The organism is Methanobrevibacter gottschalkii DSM 11977, assembly GCF_003814835.1.
GTDB classification, from domain to species: domain Archaea; phylum Methanobacteriota; class Methanobacteria; order Methanobacteriales; family Methanobacteriaceae; genus Methanocatella; species Methanocatella gottschalkii.
Genome location: NZ_RKRG01000002.1, coordinates 402,937 through 422,554 on the forward strand (window position 1 = coordinate 402,937; position 19,618 = coordinate 422,554).

The window sequence follows — 19,618 nt, forward strand, 5'->3', positions numbered from 1 at the left end:
TATCATGTCAACCAAAGTTAAATCTCCTGATAATTTGCCAAATAAACCTGGTGTCTATATTATGAGAGACAATACAGACACTATAATTTATATAGGCAAAGCAAAAAATCTTATAAAAAGAGTCAAATCTTATTTTAGAGAAAAACTTGATAGGCCAAAAACTCAAGTTTTAATGAGTCATTTTGATAGTTTAGAGTATATTGTAACTAATTCTGAAAAAGAAGCTTTGATATTGGAAGCTAATTTAATTAAAAAGCATCGCCCAAGATATAATGTCCAACTAAAAGACGATAAAAGATATCCTTATGTTAAAATTACTGATGAGGAATTCCCACGTTTGGTCATTACAAGAAATGTAACAAAAAATGGGGTGTATTTTGGTCCGTTTACTGATGTGGGTTCAGTTAAACAGACTGTTAAATTTTTAAAATCATTATTCAAAATAAGAACCTGCCGTAATATGAATGGGCCTTGCTTAAACTCACAGATTGATTTATGTTATGCCCCCTGTGATGGAAGAATTTCTAAAAAAGAATATTCTGAAATTATAAATAAAATTGATTTGTTTTTCCAAGGAAAATACTCAACTATTGTTAAAAATCTTAAAAAAGAGATGGCGGATGCCGCTGGTAAGGAAGAGTTTGAAAAGGCAGCTGTGATAAGGGATCAAATTTCATCTATTGAGGAGATAATGGAAAAGCAATTTGTTGATTTGGTTGATGATGATTTGGATCAGGATGTAATAGCTATGGCTATGGGTAAAAATGAGGTTGTAGTTATTATAATGCCGATTAGAAATGGAAAAATTGTTGGCCGTGATGACTTTTTAATGAGTGGCTCTAAGTATGATTCACCTTCAGAAGTTATGTTTTCATTTATACAGCAGTATTATGGTTATAACAGACATATTCCAAAGCAAATTCTTTTAGATGAGGATATTAATGATAAAAAATTGCTTGAAGATTGGTTAAGTGATTTGAGGGGTAATAAAGTTAGAATTAAAATTCCTCAAAAGGGTGTTAAATTAAGGCTTGTAAAAATGGCTAAGAAAAATGCTGAGATTATTAAACATCAAAAGAAAAAAATGGAAAATTCATTAATAGAACTTAAAAAATACCTTAAGCTTGAAAGAATACCTCATGTAATTGAAGGATATGATATTAGTAATATTTCAGGTAAGTTTGCAGTTGGTTCAAAAGTATCATTTAAAGATGCAAAACCTAATAAAAAAATGTATAAACATTTTAAGATGGAAACTCCTGGTCCGAACGATTTTGCAATGATGGAAGAATTATTGACCCGTAGATTAAAACTGATTGATTCAGACCCTGAACCTGACTTAATTGTGATTGATGGGGGTAAAGGACAGCTTGGTATGGCTTGTGGTGTATTGGAGAAATTAAATCTTACTCATATACCTATCATTGGGCTTGCAAAGGAATTTGAAGAGATATATATTCCAAATTCAAAACGTCCTATTATTATTCCTAAAAATAACAGGGCACTACATTTGCTTCAGCAAGTTCGTGATGAATCTCACCGTTTTGCGATAACATATCATAGAAAACTCCGCAGCAATGATATTCAAGCCTCTTCTCTTGATGATATCGTTGGAATTGGCAAAAAGAGAAAAATTAATCTTTTAAGAGAATTCGGTAGTGTTGATAACATTAAAGAGGCGTCAATTGAGGAATTAGCTAAAATAGACGGCATGAATTTAAAAACGGCTAAAAATGTTTATAATTATTATCACTAATGTAATATTAATTTTTATTAAAATCGGCTAATTTTCCATTAAGTTTAAATATGAGTTTCATAATAAACTCTTCATAAGAAATGTAAAAAAGGTTTTTTAATTATGGTGAAATGTCCACGTTGTGGTTATGAGAATTCATCCACAGCAGTATATTGTGATAATTGTGCATATCTTCTGACTGATTCTGAAGGAAACAGAATTGATAATTCTCCTAGAGTTAGTAGTTGGAATATAAGTTTTGCAAAAAAAATTGTTATCGTATTGGGAATAATTGTTATTGCAATGTTACTATTCTCATTTATTTATAATAATACTCAACCTTCTCATGAAGATTCTTTAAATTTAATAACGGATAATGGTACTGTTCATAAAACTGCTTCTTACCCATATAAAGCTGTAATTGAATATGAAGGTAGTTGGGGTGCTAAAATGGGTGATCCAAATTATCTAGTAAGTGAAGATGGTTATGGCACTAAATCATTTGTACTCGATTGCGCTGCTTGGGATAGAGTATCTATTTCTGCACAAAAATATGATTATGGTGAAGGGGAGTTGCATGTTAAATTATTAAGAAATGGCGAAGTTGTAGCTGAAAATTCAACTACAAATGTTACTGGTGCTGTTGTAGTTAATTATAATTAGTCCATTTGATTAATTTTTGATTCTAATAAATTAATTAATTCATCAGTTTTATATAGTCTAATTTCCTGATCACTGCCTTTGAATATTTTGATGAATTCAATAAGATCACTACATAATTGCTCATATTGAATATTTAGTGTATTGTAGCTGTTCATTAGTGCAAATATTTTGTCTTTTTCAATTTTTTCAGGTTCCTTTAAAATCCTTTCTATATTCACAAAATGAGTTTCAATCATAAGTTTTTCTTCTTCTAAAATGTTTTGATATTCTTGAATCTTGTCTTCACTAGCCACTTTAATCACTTTTCTAGTTAATTAATATAAAATATAAATACTTTCATTAATATAAATTTGTATTGATATATAATGGGGCAATAAATAATGATAAAAGTTGAAAATGTAAGTAAGGATTATGAATTAGCCGATGGAACTAAAATCACCGCACTTAAAAATGTTAGTTTTGAAGTTAAAGAAGGTGAAATTTTAGGTATCATGGGTAAAAGTGGTTCAGGCAAGACTACTTTATTAAGAGCACTTAGGGGTGTTGAACATATAGACAATGGAATTATTGAAGTAGGTAAAGCAAAAGTTACTTCTGAATCATCTCAATTTTATTATAATAATCTTAAAAAAGAAACTGCAATACATCTTCAGAGATCTTTTGGTATATGGCCGGACACTGTTCGTGAAAATGTTTTAAGAAAATTATATGCAAGAAGATATTTTGACGAAGGGGATACTAATTTTGAAATTGCAGAAAGCGAATTCGGAAAAGAAGCTGATGAACTTTTAGAACTTGTTTCCTTAACCGATAAGCAAGACCATTATGCATCTGTATTAAGTGGCGGTGAAAAACAAAGACTTATTATGGCAAGACAACTTGCCAAACAACCTAAAGCTTTACTTCTTGATGAACCTGCAACTATGGCATGCCCTAAAACAAAACAGGAAATATTGGATGCGGTTAAAAAAATCAACAAAGAATTAAATATAACTGTTGTTGTCGTATCTCATTTACCGGATGTTCAAAAATATTTAGCCGATAGGGTTATTTTACTTGAAAATGGCGAAATTGCAGAGGAAGGTTCTGCAAATGAAATTTGTGATAAATTCATGGATGAAATGGATGATATTGTTGATATAGACAATATTGCAACTGATGAGGATGTTATTCAAGTAAATGATATATATAAAAGATTTTTCTTGTTAACCGGTGGGGAAGTTTTACAAATTGAAGATGTGAATTTTACTGTTCAAAAAGAAAACATTCTAAGTATTATTGGTCCAAGCGGTGCTGGTAAAACCGTTCTTTTAAGAATGCTTGGGGGATTGGAGGATCCTGATGAGGGAGAAGTCTTATATAATGTTGATGATGAATGGAGTGACATTGATATTCCCGGCATGGGCCGTATGAAAATTAGATCTAAATTAGGTTTTATGCACCAAGAATTTGCATTAAATCATTATTCAACAGTTTTAAATCAGTTAGCTACTAGATTAGGTTATAAAAATCAGAATATTGTTAAGGAAGCTCAACAGAGAGCTAGGAAAATTGGCCTTAGTGAAGAATTATTAGATTCGTTTTATTTACTCACTGATCTGCCTGAAATAGAAGCAAGAGACAGATTGAAAAAAGTTGGTCTTGATTCAGATATTTTAGATGATTTATTCCCAAGATTTCCTGAAACTGCAACAAAAGAAGCTGTTGCAGACATATTTGAAAGTCTTGATTTGGATATGAGTATTTTACACAGAAAATCTTATGAATTATCCGGCGGTCAGAAAGTTCGTGTAATGCTTGCATTAATTTTAGTTTCCAGACCTAAATTCCTACTTTTAGATGAACCGTTTGGAGATTTGGATCCGGTTACCTTAAGAGATGTTACAAATGCTCTTAAAAAAATATCAAAAGATTATGGAATTACAATTGTAATGATTTCTCACAATACTGACTTTATTAAAGAATTAAGTAATAGAGCTGTATTTATGGATGACGGAAAAATTATTGATGATAGTGAGGATATTGATAAAATTGTTGATAATTTCATTGATTTCTGTCATGCAGACTATTTAAAAGGTGAATAAAAATGTTCGATATTATTGCAGTCCCGGTAGATGGTTCTGATTATGGATATAAAGCAGCTGATGTCGCTATTGAAATAGCTCAAAAATTCAACTCTAAAATTGCCGCTGTGCATGTTCTTGAGGAATTTTCTTTTAGCAGCTATGATTCTGAAGAAGATGAAGGTAATTCAATTTTATCAAAAATTACTAAAAAAGCTAATGATGTCGGAGTTGAAGTTACGGAACATTTACTTACAGCTGATCCTTTAAGAGACATGAAATTCATAGTTGATCAAACACGCGCCGATTTAGTTGTTATTCATGCCCATGGTTCAAACAATAATAGATTCGTATCTTTTGAAGAAAATAATGTTTCCGATACTCAAATAGGTTCAGTTTCAGAAAGACTCCTAAGAACTTCTGAAGTTCCGGTATTATTAATCAGATAATACTTTAAATTTTATTTTTTCTTTTTTTACAGGGTTAAATAGGTATTTTTTACCAAAGATTTTATATAATAAAAAACATATTTATTCATAATATAAATTCAGATTTAAGGAGATATTTTTATGATAGTTAAAGATTGGTGCTCATTTTGCGGTGAGTGCGCTGGGGTTTGCCCAAGAAATTTAATTCAAGTAAGAGAATATTCATTAGTATTTAATGATGATGATTGTAAAGATTGTAATACATGCATTAAAGCATGTCCAATAGATGCATTAGAAAAAGAGGACTGATTATATGATTGAAACTGACGTAATTGTAGTAGGTTCTGGACCTGCAGGATCAAGTGCGGCAAAACATGCTGCATTAGGGGGAGCAAAAGTTATTTTAATGGATAAAAAATCTGAAATTGGTTCACCAAAAAGATGTGCTGAAGGTGTTTCAATTCAGGGACTTGAAAAATTAGGTATTGAACCTTCTCCTCGTTGGGTTACTCAGGAAATCCAAGGTGTAAGAATCCAAACTCCTGATGGAACTGACACATGGTTAACAAAAGATGAAGTGAAATTACCGGAAGCCGGTTATATTCTGGAGAGGAAAGTATTTGATAAGCACATGGCTATGGATGCTGCAAGAGCAGGTGCTGAAATCAGAATCAAAACTTTGGTAACCGGAATTGAAAAAATTGAAAATGGTTATTTGGTATTTACTGAGTCCATGGGCAAAGAAGAAGTTTTCAAATGTAAAGTATTGATTGCAGCTGATGGTCCTGAAGGGCACATTGCAAGATGGGCAGGTTTAAGACCGGCTGCAAAAGCTAAAGAAATGGAATCCGGTGTACAATATGAAATGTGTAATGTTGAATTTGAAAAACCAGGAGTAATTGAATTCTACTTAGGTTCATGTGCACCCGGCGGTTATGTATGGATTTTCCCTAAAGGGGATGACATTGCAAATGTGGGCTTAGCAATTTTACCTCATAAAGCTGAAAAAACCGCTATTGAGTATTTAGATGACTTTGTTGCAAAGTCCCCTTACTTAAAAAATGCTCAAGCCGTTGAAATAAATGTTGGTGGAGATCCTGTTGGTGGAATGACTAAAAAACTCTATGATGATAATATTCTCGTCTGTGGAGATGCAGCCGGACAAGTAAATCCATTAACCGGTGGAGGAATCATTAGTGGTATGACCGGTGGAATGTGTGCTGGTCAAGTTGCTGCTCAGGCTATTAAAGAGGATTGTTCTAAAAAATTCTTAAAACAATATGATGAAATGGCGCATGCTGAATTGGACCATGAAATCAAAAGATATAAAAAAGTGCAAGAGTACTTGCTCACTTTATCTGATGAAGAGTTAAATGAAATTGCCCATGCATTTGAAGGAGAAACTTTTGAAAAAATTTCTACAACTGAAATAGTTAAAAAACTAATCAAATTATCTCCAAAAGCATTACTTAAATTAGGTAAATTTATTTAGGTGTTTTTTTCATGATTCTTATTACTGGTGGAGCAGGATATATTGGTTCCCATACAAATAAAGCATTACACAATGCAGGTTACGATACTGTTGTTGTTGATAATTTATGCAAAGGCTATGAAAACTTTGTTAAATGGGGAAATTTTGAAAATTATGACTTTGGAAGTAAAACTCTCAGGGAGGTTTTCGAAAAATACGATATAGATGGTGTTATTCACTTCGCTGCATTTTCATCAGTAGCGGAATCAGTTGAGATGCCTCAAAAATATTTTAAAAACAATTATAAAAATACTTTAAATCTTTTACAAATAATGAGGGAATTTGGAGTGAATAAGTTTATTTTATCATCCACTGCTGCAGTATATGGAAATCCTGATAAAGTTCCAATCACTGAAGATCAGGATTTAAAACCAATTAATCCTTATGGACACTCCAAATTTATCACAGAGAAAGCTCTTGAAAGAGAAGCTGAAAAAAATGATTTTAATTTTGTATCTTTAAGATACTTTAATGCAGCAGGAGCAGATTTTGATTGTGAAGTTGGAGAATTTCATGATCCTGAAACTCACTTAATTCCATTAGTACTGGATGCGGCTATCGGAAAACGTGAAAGTATTTCTATTTTTGGTGATGATTATAATACGGCTGATGGAACCTGTGTTCGTGATTATATCCATGTAAATGATTTAGCCGATGCACATATTAGGGCATATGAATATTTATGTGATAAAAATGAATCCAATATTTTCAATCTTGGAAATGGTCAAGGATATTCTGTTCGTGAAGTAATTGACATGTGTAAGAAGGTCACTGGCCGTGATTTTGAAGTTAAAATTGATGAACGCCGTGAAGGTGATCCTGATATATTAATAGCTGATTCAGCAAAAATTAAGGAAAAATTAGGCTGGACTCCAAAATACAATTTAGAGCAAATTGTAGAGTCTGCTTGGAAATGGCATAAAAAAATTAATGTAATTTAGGTAATATTCATGGAAAATGAAAGTCATGAATCAAAAATAGATGTTCGTATAATAGTATCCGGTTTGGATATTGCACAGCTTGTTTCAAAGGCGGTTAACAATATTCACTTGGAAAATGATTATAATATCGTTGTTTCATCAATAATTCCTACTGTAGAATTAAGCATAGTAAAAAAAGTGGCTAGTGGTGCCGATATTCTTTTAATTGGTGGATATGGTAGTGATGAAACTTATAATATTCTTTTCAATGAACTGAAAACTGATTTTAATCACATTGGATTATTTGATTATAATAATATTATTGTTGAAGATGAATCTATTGACTTTAAACTAGCTGAAAAGGAGATTCTTAATTCAATAATAAAATCAACATTGTCTTATTCTTTAAATTTAATTAATGTTCATACATTAGAAAACAAGCTAATGAAAGTGACTCATAACTATAATAATTTACTTGATGATTATAATCAGGTTCTCAAAGAAAACGAAGTTTTATCTCAGGAGAATAATGAACTAATGGAAGATATTAAAGAGTTAAAATCGGACTTTAATGCATTTAAATTGAGATATGAAGATATTTATTCAAAAGAAATTCTTGAAATATTCAGTTTAGATGATCTGTGGCAAGAAACATTTAGACAAGATTTATTGGATGGTGATAGAATTGTTATTGCCACTGATAAATTTAAACCCGATGATATCCTTGTTGGTCAGGGTTTCATTGCTTCACAATCAAAAGAAAAAGCAATCGAATGGTTGAAAATCATTAGAACTGCATTGATATTTGTCGATGATAATGCAGGGGATTTGAAAAAGGAATCAGGTATTGGAGAAGAAGAAAATATCCCAGAAGACAAAGATGATTATGATATGTCCAATACTTTTGAAAACTTTTGGGATTGAACAATTATTTTTTATACTAGTTAAACTATAATTAAATATACTGTTTATAGGGAGTTAGTAAATGCAAGGAGAGATAGAAGATAAGTGTGGTATTGTTGGAATTCATTGTCCTGATGAATCTAAAAATGTTGCATCTTTTGTTTATTATTGTTTGTATGCTTTACAGCACAGAGGTCAGGAATCAGCAGGAATTGCTACTTTTAATCCGGAAAAAGGGTTGAATTATTATTGCGGTATGGGGTTAATAACTGATGTTTTTAAAGATTATGAAATCCAGAATCTCAAGGGAAACATGGCTATTGGGCATGTAAGATACTCCACAACCGGTCAATCCAGACTTGAAAATTCACAGCCTTTTGTAACTGATTTTGATGATGGATTTATTGCTATGGCTCATAATGGAGATATAGTAAACTCCGCAGAGTTGAGAAATGAATTGGTCAAAGAAGGTTATGAGTTTAAATCTGATACTGATTCCGAAGTTATTTGTTATATGCTTAAAAGGGAACATTATGACAATAATAAAAATATAATTGATTCAATAGAATCTGTTTCTAAAAAACTTGTGGGATCTTATGCATTAACTATTTTAGTAAATGGTGACTTATATGGTGTACGTGATCCTATGGGAATCAAACCACTTGCAGTTGCAAAAAGAGGAGATGAATTTATCCTCGCATCTGAAACTGTTGCATTTGATGTAATCAATGCAGAATATATTAGGGATATTGAACCTGGTGAAGTGGTATTTTTTGAAAATGATGAAATCAACTCTCATATGTTGGAAATTGCAGGGGATTGTAAAATTTCTCATTGCATGTTCGAATATGTATACTTTGCAAGGCCGGACAGTACAATTGATGGTATTAATGTTTATGAGACTAGAATGAATATCGGTCGCCAATTGCATGAGCTGTATCCTATTGATGCTGATGTTGTAATTCCGGTGCCTGATTCATCTATTCCTGCGGCTATCGGATATTCAAGAGCTTCCGGAATACCATATGGTGAAGGTTTAATCAAAAACAGGTATGTCGGAAGGACATTTATCATGCCCACTCAGGAGGAGCGTGAGCTGGCGGTTAGACTTAAATTAAATCCTATCAAAGATGCTATTAAAGGCAAAAGAATTATTCTAATTGATGACAGTATTGTAAGGGGAACTACTTCCAAAAAATTATTGGATCTTGTAAAAGAAGCAGAACCGGCTGAAATTCACTTTTTAGTAGGTTGTCCGCCTGTTATTTCTCCCTGTTTTTATGGTGTAGCTATGGCAACCAAAAAGGAATTAATTGCAGCTAATTATTCTATAGAAGAAATCCAAGACCAACTTGAAATTGATACATTGGGTTATATCACCATTGAATCTTTAATTGAAGCTATTGGAATGTCTAAAGATGATTTATGTTTAGGTTGCATTAATGAAGAGTATCCTACTGAAATACCCGAAGGTCTTGAAGCCGAAACTTACTATAAGCCTTAGATATCATGGTTGAATTATTAGCTCCAGCGGGAAATTTTATTTCACTTCGTGCTGTTTTAGAAAATGGTGCTGATGCAGTTTACTTTGGCCTTGATGATTATAATATGAGAGCCAATGCTAAAAATTTCTCATTAAATGATTTAAAAGAAGTGTCAAAAATAGCTAATGAGTATGGAGCTAAAACTTATTTATGTACAAATACTATTTTAAATGAAAGATTGGCTTGTTCGTTAGATAATAAATTAGGGGATATTGCATCTAGTGAAATTGACGGGCTTATTCTATCAGACATTGGGTTAATTGAAAATACTGTATCCAATGGTCTTGAAGCTCACATTAGCGTACAGCAGAATGTTACTAATTCATATATGTTAAAAACACTTAAAAAGTTAGGTGCTAAAAGAGCAATTCTTTCTCGGGAACTTTCTTTAAGGGAAATCATGGATTTGGCTAAAAAATCACCAATTGAAACGGAAATTTTTGTTCATGGTGCTATCTGCATGGCAATTTCCGGACGATGTTTTTTAAGTTACGGTCTTTATGGTAGGAGTGCCAATTGCGGGGATTGCCTGCAGCCTTGCCGTAAAAACTGGACACTGACTTATGAAGAGGGGGATGATAATGTTATAAACTTCTCGGATGCGGAAGAGGAATCATTTATTATTACCTCAAGTGATGATGGAAGTTACAGAACTAACTTTTTTTCACCTAAAGATTTATGTATGATTGAATACATTCCGGAACTTATGAAAAGCGGTGTTGCTTCATTTAAACTTGAAGGAAGGGCACGTAGTCCAGATTATGGTGCAATGGTTACTGGAGTTTACAGGCAAGCTATTGATAGTTATATTGCTGATCCATTAAACTATAAGGTTAAGGAGGAATGGATGGAAGAGCTTGAAAATGTGTTTAATCGTGGATTTGACACTAATTTTTACTTTAATACTCCATTTGAAATCAGTGAAGATAATCAGTCAAAATATATTAAGAAAGACATTGGTCAAGTTGTAAACTATTATAATAAAGTTAAAGCAGCAGAGCTTAGAATTTGGGATGATTTGAAAACAGGTGATAAAATTATCATCCAGGGCAAAACTACTGGTTCGATTACTCATACAATCGATTCTATGCAGATTGATGGCAAGTCTGTTTCGAGTGTTAAAAAAGGTTCTAATGTAGCAATTGCTATTCCGACAAAAGTCAGGGAAAATGACTTTGTTTATAAATTAGTTGAGAGGAATGTTGATGATTAAAAAAATAGCTATTTATGGAAAAGGTGGAATTGGAAAAAGTACTACTGTAGCCAATTTATCTGCCGTATGGGGTAGTGATAATCTGAAGTGTATTGTTATTGGTTGTGACCCGAAAGCAGACACAACACGTACATTACATGGCTCAAGAATTCCAACTGTTGTTCAAACTCTGAAAGATAATAGAAAACCTGAAAGGGAGGATCTTGTTTTCAGAGGTTTTAAGGATATTTTATGTGTTGAAAGCGGAGGTCCGGAACCTGGTGTGGGATGTGCCGGTCGTGGTGTTATTGTTGCTATGAAACGCCTTGAAAACTTAGGTGTTTTTGATGAAGAATTGGATGTTGTCGTATATGACGTATTGGGTGATGTTGTCTGCGGTGGTTTTTCAGTGCCTCTTCGTGAAAAATATGCTGATGAGGTTTTAATCGTGACTTCTGGTGAGTATATGGCATTATATGCTGCAAACAATATTGTGAAAGGGGTTAAAAAACTTAAAGGTAATTTAAGTGGTATAGTCTGCAACTGCAGAAATGTTGAAAATGAAGAGCAGATTGTCAATGACTTTGCTCAAAGGATAGGCACACATGTTATTGGCACTATTCATAGAAGTAATTTAATTCAGGATGCTGAATTAGATGCAAAAACAGTTGTGGAAAAATATCCTGAAAGTTCTGAAGCACAAGAATACAGAGACCTTGCTTCAAGTATAATGTCTAATGAGAAAATATCAACTCCGGAACCGATGGATGATGAAGAATTCGAATCATTCTTCAAATCATACTTATAGAAAATTATGTACTACTCTACTAATTATAATTCCCCGATTGGCGAAATGTTATTTGTAAGCGACGGTGAAGCTGTTTGCGGAATCTGGTTTTGCAATCAGAAATACTTTAAAAATAACATTGACAAGACTGTAAGAAAAGATGATTTAGTTATTTTTATAAAACTTAAAAAATGGTTTGACGATTATTTCAACGGTTTAAATCCCAAAATTGATTTTAAACTGAAACCTCAAGGCAGTGAGTTCAGACAAAAGGTCTGGAAAATATTATGTGAAATACCATATGGTGAAACATTAACTTATGGGGATATTGCATCAATGATATCTCCAAACATGTCAGCTCAGGCGGTTGGTGGTGCTGTTGGACATAATCCAATTACTATTCTGATACCCTGCCATCGGGTATTAGGTGCAAACGGTAAATTAACAGGTTACGCTGGTGGTTTGGATAGAAAAATAAAATTACTGAAGTTAGAAAAAATCTTATAAACTAGATAACATGAATTTACCATTAAATATTGTTATAGGTAATGCAATATCCTTAATTGCAGGTATTTTTATTCTGTTCAGTATGTGGGTTAATGATGAAAAGGAAGTCTATAAACATCAGTTTTCAAATGCCTTTATTTTAACTATCTCATCAGCATTCTTTTTTTCCTGGACTGGTGTTGTAACTATGGCAATAGCCGCATCAAGAAATGCAATGGTTTATAAGGATAGATTAACTTTTAATTGGACAATATTTTTCATTATAGTTTCATTAACAGTCGGCTGTTTAGTAAATACAATGGGTATTGTTGGATTATTGCCAATTATTGCATTAGTTCAAATTACATTATCCAATTACTATTTAAAATCAATCAAAGCAATTAAAATAAGTTTCATTGTAAATAGTATAATTTATATAATTTATTTCTTTGCAATATGGGATTTTTCATCTGTAGCTATTGAAAGTGTTACTGTAGCTGTGGGGATGATTTCATTATTGAGATTAATTAATCTAAATAAACCAATTTTTTGCAACAATGAAGTATCATAAAGATTCTAGTTTTTTCATTTTCATCCAAATTGGATTATAATGTGTTTTATTGTATGGTTTGCAATGGAATTAATCAATAAACTTTTTCCACATTCCAGTTTGGAGAACACTTTTTTCACTTACTTCTTCTAATTTTAAAAATAATTTCCAAGGCATTGAAACAATTAAATAGTTATTTGGGATGAAATGTTTCATTTTACTACGTCCGGCAAAATCAATTGGACTTAAAACAGGTTTTGGGTCATCACTTTCATCTTCTCTAAAAGTAAAACATCCAATGGCTTGGCATCCTGATGCTTGAGGTGTTAAAATATAAGTGTCTTTAAGTCTGAATGAGGTATTTATTTGAATTAATGCAGTTAATTCAATTGGATTAACAGTAAATATTACAGAATCTGGAATTTCACCATAATTCAAATTCTCCAATCCTTTAAAAATCACGTAATCTTCACTATCATAAACAGGTCGGGATTTTATATTTTCTTTTGCAGTTTTAAAATCTGAATAAATTCTCTCGCCATGTTCAAACATTTCACGGGTTGGTTTAGACATATGACTTAACTTTTCCAAATATTTCTCCTTATTTGGTGCTGAATCAACACCGCAGGATAAAAATGATGCTTGAAAATCCATTGCATTTTCATCCCTAAATCCGTCTCCCCAACCAAAACCTACAGAAATTCCACCACAGCTAATGTGTTCACGACCAAAACAGGTAGTTATACGTTTAGCTATTGTTTGTGCAACAAAACTCATTACACATCCCCCTTTGCCCGGTTTAGGTTCTTTTACATCTTTTGGTTTGGTGTTGCTTTTGATTAAAACAATTGGTGGAAATTTCATTTCCAGTTCTTCTGATATGTTACTTTGCATATTATTCACCATTTGATAATTTGAATAAAAAATGTTTTAAATTTAATAGTGAATGGTTTTCAGTATATTCTGTTAAGATTCATGTTGGAAATATTCTAATTTTATCAATTTTATCAATTGATTTAATATTATTAAAACTTACTTTAAATGTATGCATTCCTAAAAAATCCTTAACTGCAAATTCATGTTGTGCGGTTTCAATAATTCTTCCATTTTCATCATATAAATTAACATTAGTCTCTATTTTTCGATATGGGCCTAATTTATTTAATGTTTCTTTATTATTTTCAACAATATCACCATAGACATAAATTGAATAGTTCTTAAGAAATTCCAAATAAAGAACTCTTATTGAAAGTGCTTCGTAGGTTATGCCAATTTTTTCTTCAATTTTTGGCATTAGCTCTATTTTATTATATAATTCTTCTGATAAATCATATTCAGAGCATTCCTTTACATAATCAACAACAACTTTGATTGTATTGTTTTCATCTGAATTAAACATTCAATCACCTATTTTTTAACAATATATTTATAAAACATGTTTATTAAACATTAGTGTAATGTTTGTTAAATATGGGTGATATTATGATAACTTTTGAGGTTGATTCACAACTTAATGAGAACTGCGGTATTGTTCTTAGAAATTTAAGTTTTAACAGTGAAATAAGTAATAGTGAAGAATATAAATGCAATGTATATGGAGAATTTAGTCTAAAAAATCATGAAGATTATGATAATTTGGAATTGAAATCTATTTTTTATGATGATGAAAGCAATATTATTAATATTGAACGAGACTATATTAATTTAGATGGGTTTTTGGGAAGTGGAACTTTTGATTTTTGGGTATATTTAAATAAGGACAAATTAATAAAAACACATAAAATTAAAATTATTCCATCAAAATTACGTAGGAAAATATTGAAGAGAAGTGTATGCAATAATAAAATATCAATTGAATCTGAAAACTTATCCATTAATATAAATCTTAAAAAGGATTATTCTGAAGTTGAAAAAAGAGATAGGAAAAAAGAATTAATCAAAGATATTGATGAAACTATTGATGCATTGTCAAAAAGTGATGAGATTATTAATTTGATAAATTACTATGATTAATATTAATCTATTTGAAATTGAATGTTTATAATAAATCATATATTTAAATTTTGCAAGGTGCATTATTTAGATTTGCAAGTAAAGACATATTAAAATTCACTATTAATATTGCTTATTTTTTCATGTTTTTTTCTCCAAATTAAATTTTAAAGAATTTTGATATTATATTAACCAGTAGGAATCAAATAAGCTGTTTGGCAGATAATAGATGATTAAAAGAAAATAAAGCAACTTTTAGTAAATTATTCAAGGTAATATTCAAATCCAATGAAAAACAAAATGATTTAAACTAACGTTAAAAACAATTCTTAAGATTGATGGGTGTTTCAGAAATTACAATCAAAGAGTAGTGTTATGGAAAAATATTATGAATCCATAATGAAAAATCTTGAAATTTATAGAAATATTGCAAATTTTGTTTCAAACTTTAATATTTATGGAACTTCAGAAGGAAAATATTTGATTATATTATGGCAAAAAACGGTTGGATTGAAAACCGAAAAAAGTCATAACAAATTGGCAGTTCCAAAACTATAACATTTAAATACTTCTTATGATAATCTTTAATAAGAATTTAAGAGGTGATAAAATATGCGTAAGATTTCAATACTCGTATTACTGTTAATCCTCGTTGGTATGCTAATTCCAACCGGATTTGCAACAGATTCAAATGTCGTAATAACCTATGGGGAGACTACCTATTCAAATTCAAATTACAAATCTTTTGTTGACAATTTTTTTGTTAACCAGGCAAATGTTGATATAAACAATGTAGGTGTTAAAACAATCACTGCTGATCAGGTGAATCAAGTATCAAGCGGAATCACTGGTAAATCATATAATTCAAATCAAATACTGTCTTCAGCACTTGTTGATTTAAATGATAATGGAAATTTAAAGGTAAGTGTTGATAAATCCAAAATTACTACAATTACCGGTGATATGTACATTTCAGCTTTAAAATCTGCTGGAATTACAAGTGGGCATGTGTATGTGACAAGTCCTGTTCAGGCAACTGGTGAATCTGCTCTTGCAGGAATTATGAATTCTTATGAGGAAGTAACTGATGTTCAAATTCCAGACTCTGTAAAAGAAGCAGCAAATGATGAAATTTACACCCAAGCTGAAATTGTAAATAATTCAGGTGTAAATGCTGATGATTTATCCAATCTGGTAAATCAGGTAAAAGATGAAGTATCAGGCGGCAATGTTACTAACCATGATGAAATTGTAAATATTATTAACAGTCATGTTGAAAACAATAACATTAACATTACAAATAATGATATTGAAAACTTAGCAGATTCAATTGAACAAGTACAGAACGTACAAGGTGATGTAAACTACTACAAAACTCAGGTAAACGAATTTCTAGACGATAACTCCACAGGAGGTTTTTCATTAGATGGTTTATTTGACTGGATTAAATCCTTTACTGATGGGATTTAATTCCTAAATTTTTTTTAACAAAATCTATTTATTATGTTAATACTAAATTAATAACAAGGTGTTATTAATGGTTGTTAAACATTGCCCAAAATGTGGAAATGATATTGATGATGAGGATATTGAATTTTGCACTGAATGCGGTCATAAATTATCAAATAAAATTATAAAAAATAGTTCTAAAGGTTTTTTCGACAATTTAAATGAAAAAACAAGTTTTTCAGTTATCATATTCTCGTTTATTATTTTTGGCGTATTTTTATTCATTGGTTCAGTAGTATGGTCATCTTTCATGGCTAACGGTTCAATTGATCTTGTTACATATCTTTTATTAGTTATTGTATTTTCAGTATTCTTCGGTGGCATATTTGTTGGATACTTCGGATGTATGGATGAATCTTATATTATTCCGAATTTCTCAATATATTTGGGAAGTATTTTTTCAGTTGTTCTATGTGGAATTGGATTAATATTTACATTTCTAATGGGAGTAATTTCAATTTTAAGTTCTATTGCTCCATTTGGCTCATCAAACTCAATATCTCAAACTTCAACTTCAAGTTACGCTCAGTCTGTTGATTTGAGTTTTATTTTTAAATTAGTATTATTTATTCTTTTAATTCCTGTGGCATCTTATATTGGTGTATATTTAGGATACTTTTTAAAGAAGAATATTTAATATTCTTTTCTCTTTTTTCTTTAACTTTAGGCTAATCAGATTAAAAAAACACATTATTATCATATGTCTTAAAGATAAAATGATTAATTATTCTCATTTCATTTTTTTCATTATAATTTTTATCGAATAATTATTTATATATCATTATTCGTTGCAACGAATGAATATTTAAAAAACTTGTGTAATAACTAATTTTGATTATTCATTTAATTTTTTCAAAATAATGGATTAATAGCTTTAAATTATAAAAATAATACAAATTATTAAAATAAAAAAGATTACTAATATTTATTTCACTTAAATTTTGAAAGTACATTGAAAATGTAAATTATATATGAATTTAAGTATATTGCTTATGTAAATGAAATACATATGGTATAAGTGAATTATATATTTAAAAACAATACAATTGTTTATTTGTATTCTAGAAATAACAGATATTGTTGATAATATTGCAGTTGTAGAGGAGTAATTTTTTACTCCAATATATTTTTTAAAATAGTAATGGTGATTTAATTTCCAATATTTTGAATACTTTCAGTTGAATTATTTAAAATTTAATTCATTACAAATAATTTGCACATTGATTAAAAATTAAAATAAATCCATTGTTGTCAATGGATTTAAAACACTTTTCTTTATTTTCTAGCAATAAATAATTGGCCACTAGTTGTATTGAAAGATACTGCAGATATCTTTAAATTATCTAGTTGTATACCATTAATTAAGCGAAACATATTGTTATTTTTAATATATAATGTATTGCCTATAATTTCAGCTTTTTTAGGTAAACTATGCATAGTTATTGCAATTTTCGTTGGTGTTGAAGATGTTAAATTAAGAATAAATGAGGTATTGTTATTATTTAATGCTTTTTCAAATAATTTTTTATCCTCACTAGATAAATCAGAAATGTCTACTTCAACGGAATATTCAAAATTCAGTTTATTCTGACCGACTTCTGTAATTACCAAGTCATCATTTTTGATGTCTCCTAATTTGATAGGATCTGGACTGCTTGCTACTACTGCATTTAATGTAAAACCTAAAGTTACTAAAATTAGTAACATGACTAAAATTTTTCTAACTTTCATAATATCACCATTTTAACTGCAAATTAAATAGATGTAATTTTAATTATATTTTTAGTATTATATATAGTTTGATACTTTAAATGAAAATTTTACTATTAACTTCATATATTGATAATTATTGTATAGATGATTTTATAATTAAATAAACAGTTAAGTGTATTATGTTTTATTGATGCATTTTTTATTCATTCATTATTTCAGATGAAAAGAATAGCTCTGTTGAAAACCATGTCAAAATATCGAAATTTATCACTAAATACGTTTTTTAATTTCTTTATTTTTCATTTTGACATGTATGTGTTTATTTTAGTTCACATCCGAATTTTTGCTTTCGCAAAAAATTTTTATAGGCAATAAAAGAGGATTCAATCGAGAAAACTGTAGCAGAAGCACCATACTCCAAAAAACTCAAAGACTAATTCAAGTATTTTAAAGATGCTTAGCAGATGTTTGTCCATGTATTGTTTCAAATTCTTCTTTTTGCTATTGAAATAATAATATCCTTTTTTGATTTTGGATTTCATAATAGCCAAATTTTTTAAAAAACTATTTTAAATCAAGATACATAATTATTAATATTGTATTATTTTATTGGATTGACTATTATGAATCTTGGAAAGTTGGTTGGAAATACTCCAATGATAAAAATTAACTATGAATATGGCGGAAAATCAGGGAGCATATATTCTAAACTCGAATTCTACAATTACTCCGGAAGTATAAAAGATAGAATTGCATTATATATTATTGAAACAGAAAGAAAAAATGGCAACTTGAAAGAAGGACAAGCTGTTGTGGAAGTTACAAGTGGAAACACTGGTATTGCATTTAGCGCTATCGGTGCTCTTTTCGGTCATGAAGTTCATATTTTCATGCCGGATTGGGTGTCTCTTGAGAGAAGAAAACTTATCCGGATGTATGGCGCTCATGTTCATTTAGTATCCAAAGAGGAAGGTGGATTTAAAAGAGCTCTTGAGCTTGCAGAGGAATTTGCTATAAAACATGACGCATATATGCCACTCCAATTTGATAATAAATTAAATATAGAAGCTCAATACATCACCGGTCAGGAAATTATTGATGAGATTCCGGATATAGATGCTTTTGTTAGTGGTATTGGAACTGGAGGAACCCTTATGGGAATAGGCAAAAAGTTAAAAGAAAACAATCCTGATTTTAAATTATATGCACTGGAACCAAGCACACTTTCTATTCTTAAAATGGGAATGGAAGAAGGAACTCATATGATTGAAGGAATTGGTGATGATTTTATTCCGGGAATTGTTGATAAGAATCTGATTGATGATATTGTACTAATTGATGATTTGGATGCAATTAACATGTCTAAAAGAATTGCTAAAGAATTTGGTTTAGGCATCGGCATCTCTAGTGGTGCAAATTTCTTGGCTGGTGTTTTAATTAATACTAGTGATATTAAAATAGCTACTGTCTTTGCAGATGACAATAAAAAGTACATTACCACTAAACTGTCCGAGGAAATTGATGATGATCCCAATCTGATTTCCAATAAAATTAAACTGATTAATTTTGAAGTAATTTAAAAAAATTAAGTTAAGTGAAGTA

Annotated in this window: 22 protein-coding genes; 18 read left to right on the forward strand and 4 right to left on the reverse strand. The window is 30.4% G+C overall.

Going from position 1 to position 19,618, the window contains the following annotated elements:
* Positions 1-4 precede the first annotated feature (4 nt).
* Both uvrC and EDC42_RS05795 read left to right on the forward strand, forming a co-directional pair.
* Positions 5-1,756 carry an excinuclease ABC subunit UvrC gene (gene uvrC / locus EDC42_RS05790; RefSeq protein ID WP_069575412.1) on the forward strand — a complete coding sequence of 584 codons (1,752 nt, stop codon included), beginning with the start codon at positions 5-7 and terminating at the stop codon, positions 1,754-1,756.
* Between the two features lie 102 nt (positions 1,757-1,858).
* Positions 1,859-2,398 carry a zinc ribbon domain-containing protein gene (locus EDC42_RS05795; RefSeq protein WP_069575413.1) on the forward strand — a complete coding sequence of 180 codons (540 nt, stop codon included), beginning with the start codon at positions 1,859-1,861 and terminating at the stop codon, positions 2,396-2,398.
* Here EDC42_RS05795 and EDC42_RS05800 read toward each other — a convergent pair.
* On the reverse strand, positions 2,395-2,691 hold the full coding sequence (locus EDC42_RS05800; protein WP_069575414.1) for a hypothetical protein: 297 nt from the start codon (positions 2,689-2,691) through the stop codon (positions 2,395-2,397). The genes EDC42_RS05795 and EDC42_RS05800 overlap by 4 nt on opposite strands.
* Before the next feature lie 87 nt (positions 2,692-2,778).
* Between EDC42_RS05800 and EDC42_RS05805 the strand changes: the two genes are divergently transcribed.
* From EDC42_RS05805 to EDC42_RS05855, 11 genes are all read left to right on the forward strand, one after another.
* Positions 2,779-4,482: an ATP-binding cassette domain-containing protein gene (locus EDC42_RS05805; RefSeq protein WP_069575415.1), complete on the forward strand. Its 1,704-nt coding sequence runs from the start codon at positions 2,779-2,781 to the stop codon at positions 4,480-4,482.
* A gap of 2 nt (positions 4,483-4,484) precedes the next feature.
* Positions 4,485-4,910: a universal stress protein gene (locus EDC42_RS05810; protein WP_069575416.1), complete on the forward strand. Its 426-nt coding sequence runs from the start codon at positions 4,485-4,487 to the stop codon at positions 4,908-4,910.
* Between the two features lie 120 nt (positions 4,911-5,030).
* A complete protein-coding gene (locus EDC42_RS05815) occupies positions 5,031-5,198 on the forward strand; it encodes a 4Fe-4S binding protein (RefSeq protein WP_069575417.1) in 168 nt (55 codons plus the stop codon).
* A gap of 4 nt (positions 5,199-5,202) precedes the next feature.
* On the forward strand, positions 5,203-6,381 hold the full coding sequence (locus EDC42_RS05820) for an NAD(P)/FAD-dependent oxidoreductase (RefSeq protein ID WP_069575418.1): 1,179 nt from the start codon (positions 5,203-5,205) through the stop codon (positions 6,379-6,381).
* An 11-nt stretch (positions 6,382-6,392) separates the two neighbouring features.
* A complete protein-coding gene (galE, locus tag EDC42_RS05825) occupies positions 6,393-7,361 on the forward strand; it encodes a UDP-glucose 4-epimerase GalE (protein WP_069575419.1) in 969 nt (322 codons plus the stop codon).
* Positions 7,362-7,370: 9 nt separating this feature from the next.
* Positions 7,371-8,264 carry a hypothetical protein gene (locus tag EDC42_RS05830; protein WP_069575420.1) on the forward strand — a complete coding sequence of 298 codons (894 nt, stop codon included), beginning with the start codon at positions 7,371-7,373 and terminating at the stop codon, positions 8,262-8,264.
* A 61-nt stretch (positions 8,265-8,325) separates the two neighbouring features.
* The gene (gene purF, locus EDC42_RS05835) at positions 8,326-9,747 is read left to right on the forward strand and encodes an amidophosphoribosyltransferase (RefSeq protein ID WP_083234892.1); all 1,422 of its coding nucleotides are present in this window, start codon (positions 8,326-8,328) and stop codon (positions 9,745-9,747) included.
* A 5-nt stretch (positions 9,748-9,752) separates the two neighbouring features.
* Positions 9,753-11,000 carry a U32 family peptidase gene (locus EDC42_RS05840; RefSeq protein WP_069575421.1) on the forward strand — a complete coding sequence of 416 codons (1,248 nt, stop codon included), beginning with the start codon at positions 9,753-9,755 and terminating at the stop codon, positions 10,998-11,000.
* Entirely contained in the window at positions 10,993-11,787 is a 795-nt protein-coding gene (gene cfbC / locus EDC42_RS05845) for a Ni-sirohydrochlorin a,c-diamide reductive cyclase ATP-dependent reductase subunit (protein ID WP_069575422.1), read from the forward strand. The genes EDC42_RS05840 and cfbC overlap by 8 nt, the downstream gene beginning before the upstream one ends.
* A gap of 6 nt (positions 11,788-11,793) precedes the next feature.
* Positions 11,794-12,273, forward strand: a complete 480-nt coding sequence (locus EDC42_RS05850; RefSeq protein WP_069575423.1) for a methylated-DNA--[protein]-cysteine S-methyltransferase — start codon at positions 11,794-11,796, stop codon at positions 12,271-12,273.
* Positions 12,274-12,283: 10 nt separating this feature from the next.
* Positions 12,284-12,823, forward strand: a complete 540-nt coding sequence (locus tag EDC42_RS05855) for a YgjV family protein (RefSeq protein ID WP_069575424.1) — start codon at positions 12,284-12,286, stop codon at positions 12,821-12,823.
* A 69-nt stretch (positions 12,824-12,892) separates the two neighbouring features.
* Here EDC42_RS05855 and EDC42_RS05860 read toward each other — a convergent pair whose 3' ends face one another.
* On the reverse strand, positions 12,893-13,696 hold the full coding sequence (locus tag EDC42_RS05860; protein ID WP_069575425.1) for a DUF169 domain-containing protein: 804 nt from the start codon (positions 13,694-13,696) through the stop codon (positions 12,893-12,895).
* Positions 13,697-13,775: 79 nt separating this feature from the next.
* The gene (locus EDC42_RS05865) at positions 13,776-14,201 is read right to left on the reverse strand and encodes a hypothetical protein (protein WP_069575426.1); all 426 of its coding nucleotides are present in this window, start codon (positions 14,199-14,201) and stop codon (positions 13,776-13,778) included.
* Between the two features lie 83 nt (positions 14,202-14,284).
* On the opposite strand from EDC42_RS05865, the gene EDC42_RS05870 reads away from it, so the two are divergent.
* The 4 genes from EDC42_RS05870 (at position 14,285) to EDC42_RS05885 (ending at position 16,940) form a co-directional block, all read left to right on the forward strand.
* Positions 14,285-14,815 carry a hypothetical protein gene (locus EDC42_RS05870; protein ID WP_069575427.1) on the forward strand — a complete coding sequence of 177 codons (531 nt, stop codon included), beginning with the start codon at positions 14,285-14,287 and terminating at the stop codon, positions 14,813-14,815.
* 354 nt (positions 14,816-15,169) lie between these two features.
* On the forward strand, positions 15,170-15,352 hold the full coding sequence (locus EDC42_RS05875) for a hypothetical protein (RefSeq protein WP_069575428.1): 183 nt from the start codon (positions 15,170-15,172) through the stop codon (positions 15,350-15,352).
* Positions 15,353-15,406: 54 nt separating this feature from the next.
* Positions 15,407-16,264: a DUF1002 domain-containing protein gene (locus EDC42_RS05880; RefSeq protein WP_069575429.1), complete on the forward strand. Its 858-nt coding sequence runs from the start codon at positions 15,407-15,409 to the stop codon at positions 16,262-16,264.
* Between the two features lie 67 nt (positions 16,265-16,331).
* Positions 16,332-16,940, forward strand: a complete 609-nt coding sequence (locus EDC42_RS05885) for a zinc-ribbon domain-containing protein (RefSeq protein WP_069575430.1) — start codon at positions 16,332-16,334, stop codon at positions 16,938-16,940.
* A gap of 638 nt (positions 16,941-17,578) precedes the next feature.
* Here the strand turns inward: EDC42_RS05885 and EDC42_RS05890 are convergent.
* Positions 17,579-18,034, reverse strand: a complete 456-nt coding sequence (locus EDC42_RS05890) for a hypothetical protein (RefSeq protein WP_069575431.1) — start codon at positions 18,032-18,034, stop codon at positions 17,579-17,581.
* A gap of 605 nt (positions 18,035-18,639) precedes the next feature.
* Here EDC42_RS05890 and EDC42_RS05895 point away from each other — a divergent pair.
* Positions 18,640-19,596: a PLP-dependent cysteine synthase family protein gene (locus EDC42_RS05895; RefSeq protein ID WP_069575432.1), complete on the forward strand. Its 957-nt coding sequence runs from the start codon at positions 18,640-18,642 to the stop codon at positions 19,594-19,596.
* The last annotated feature ends 22 nt before the right edge of the window (positions 19,597-19,618 follow it).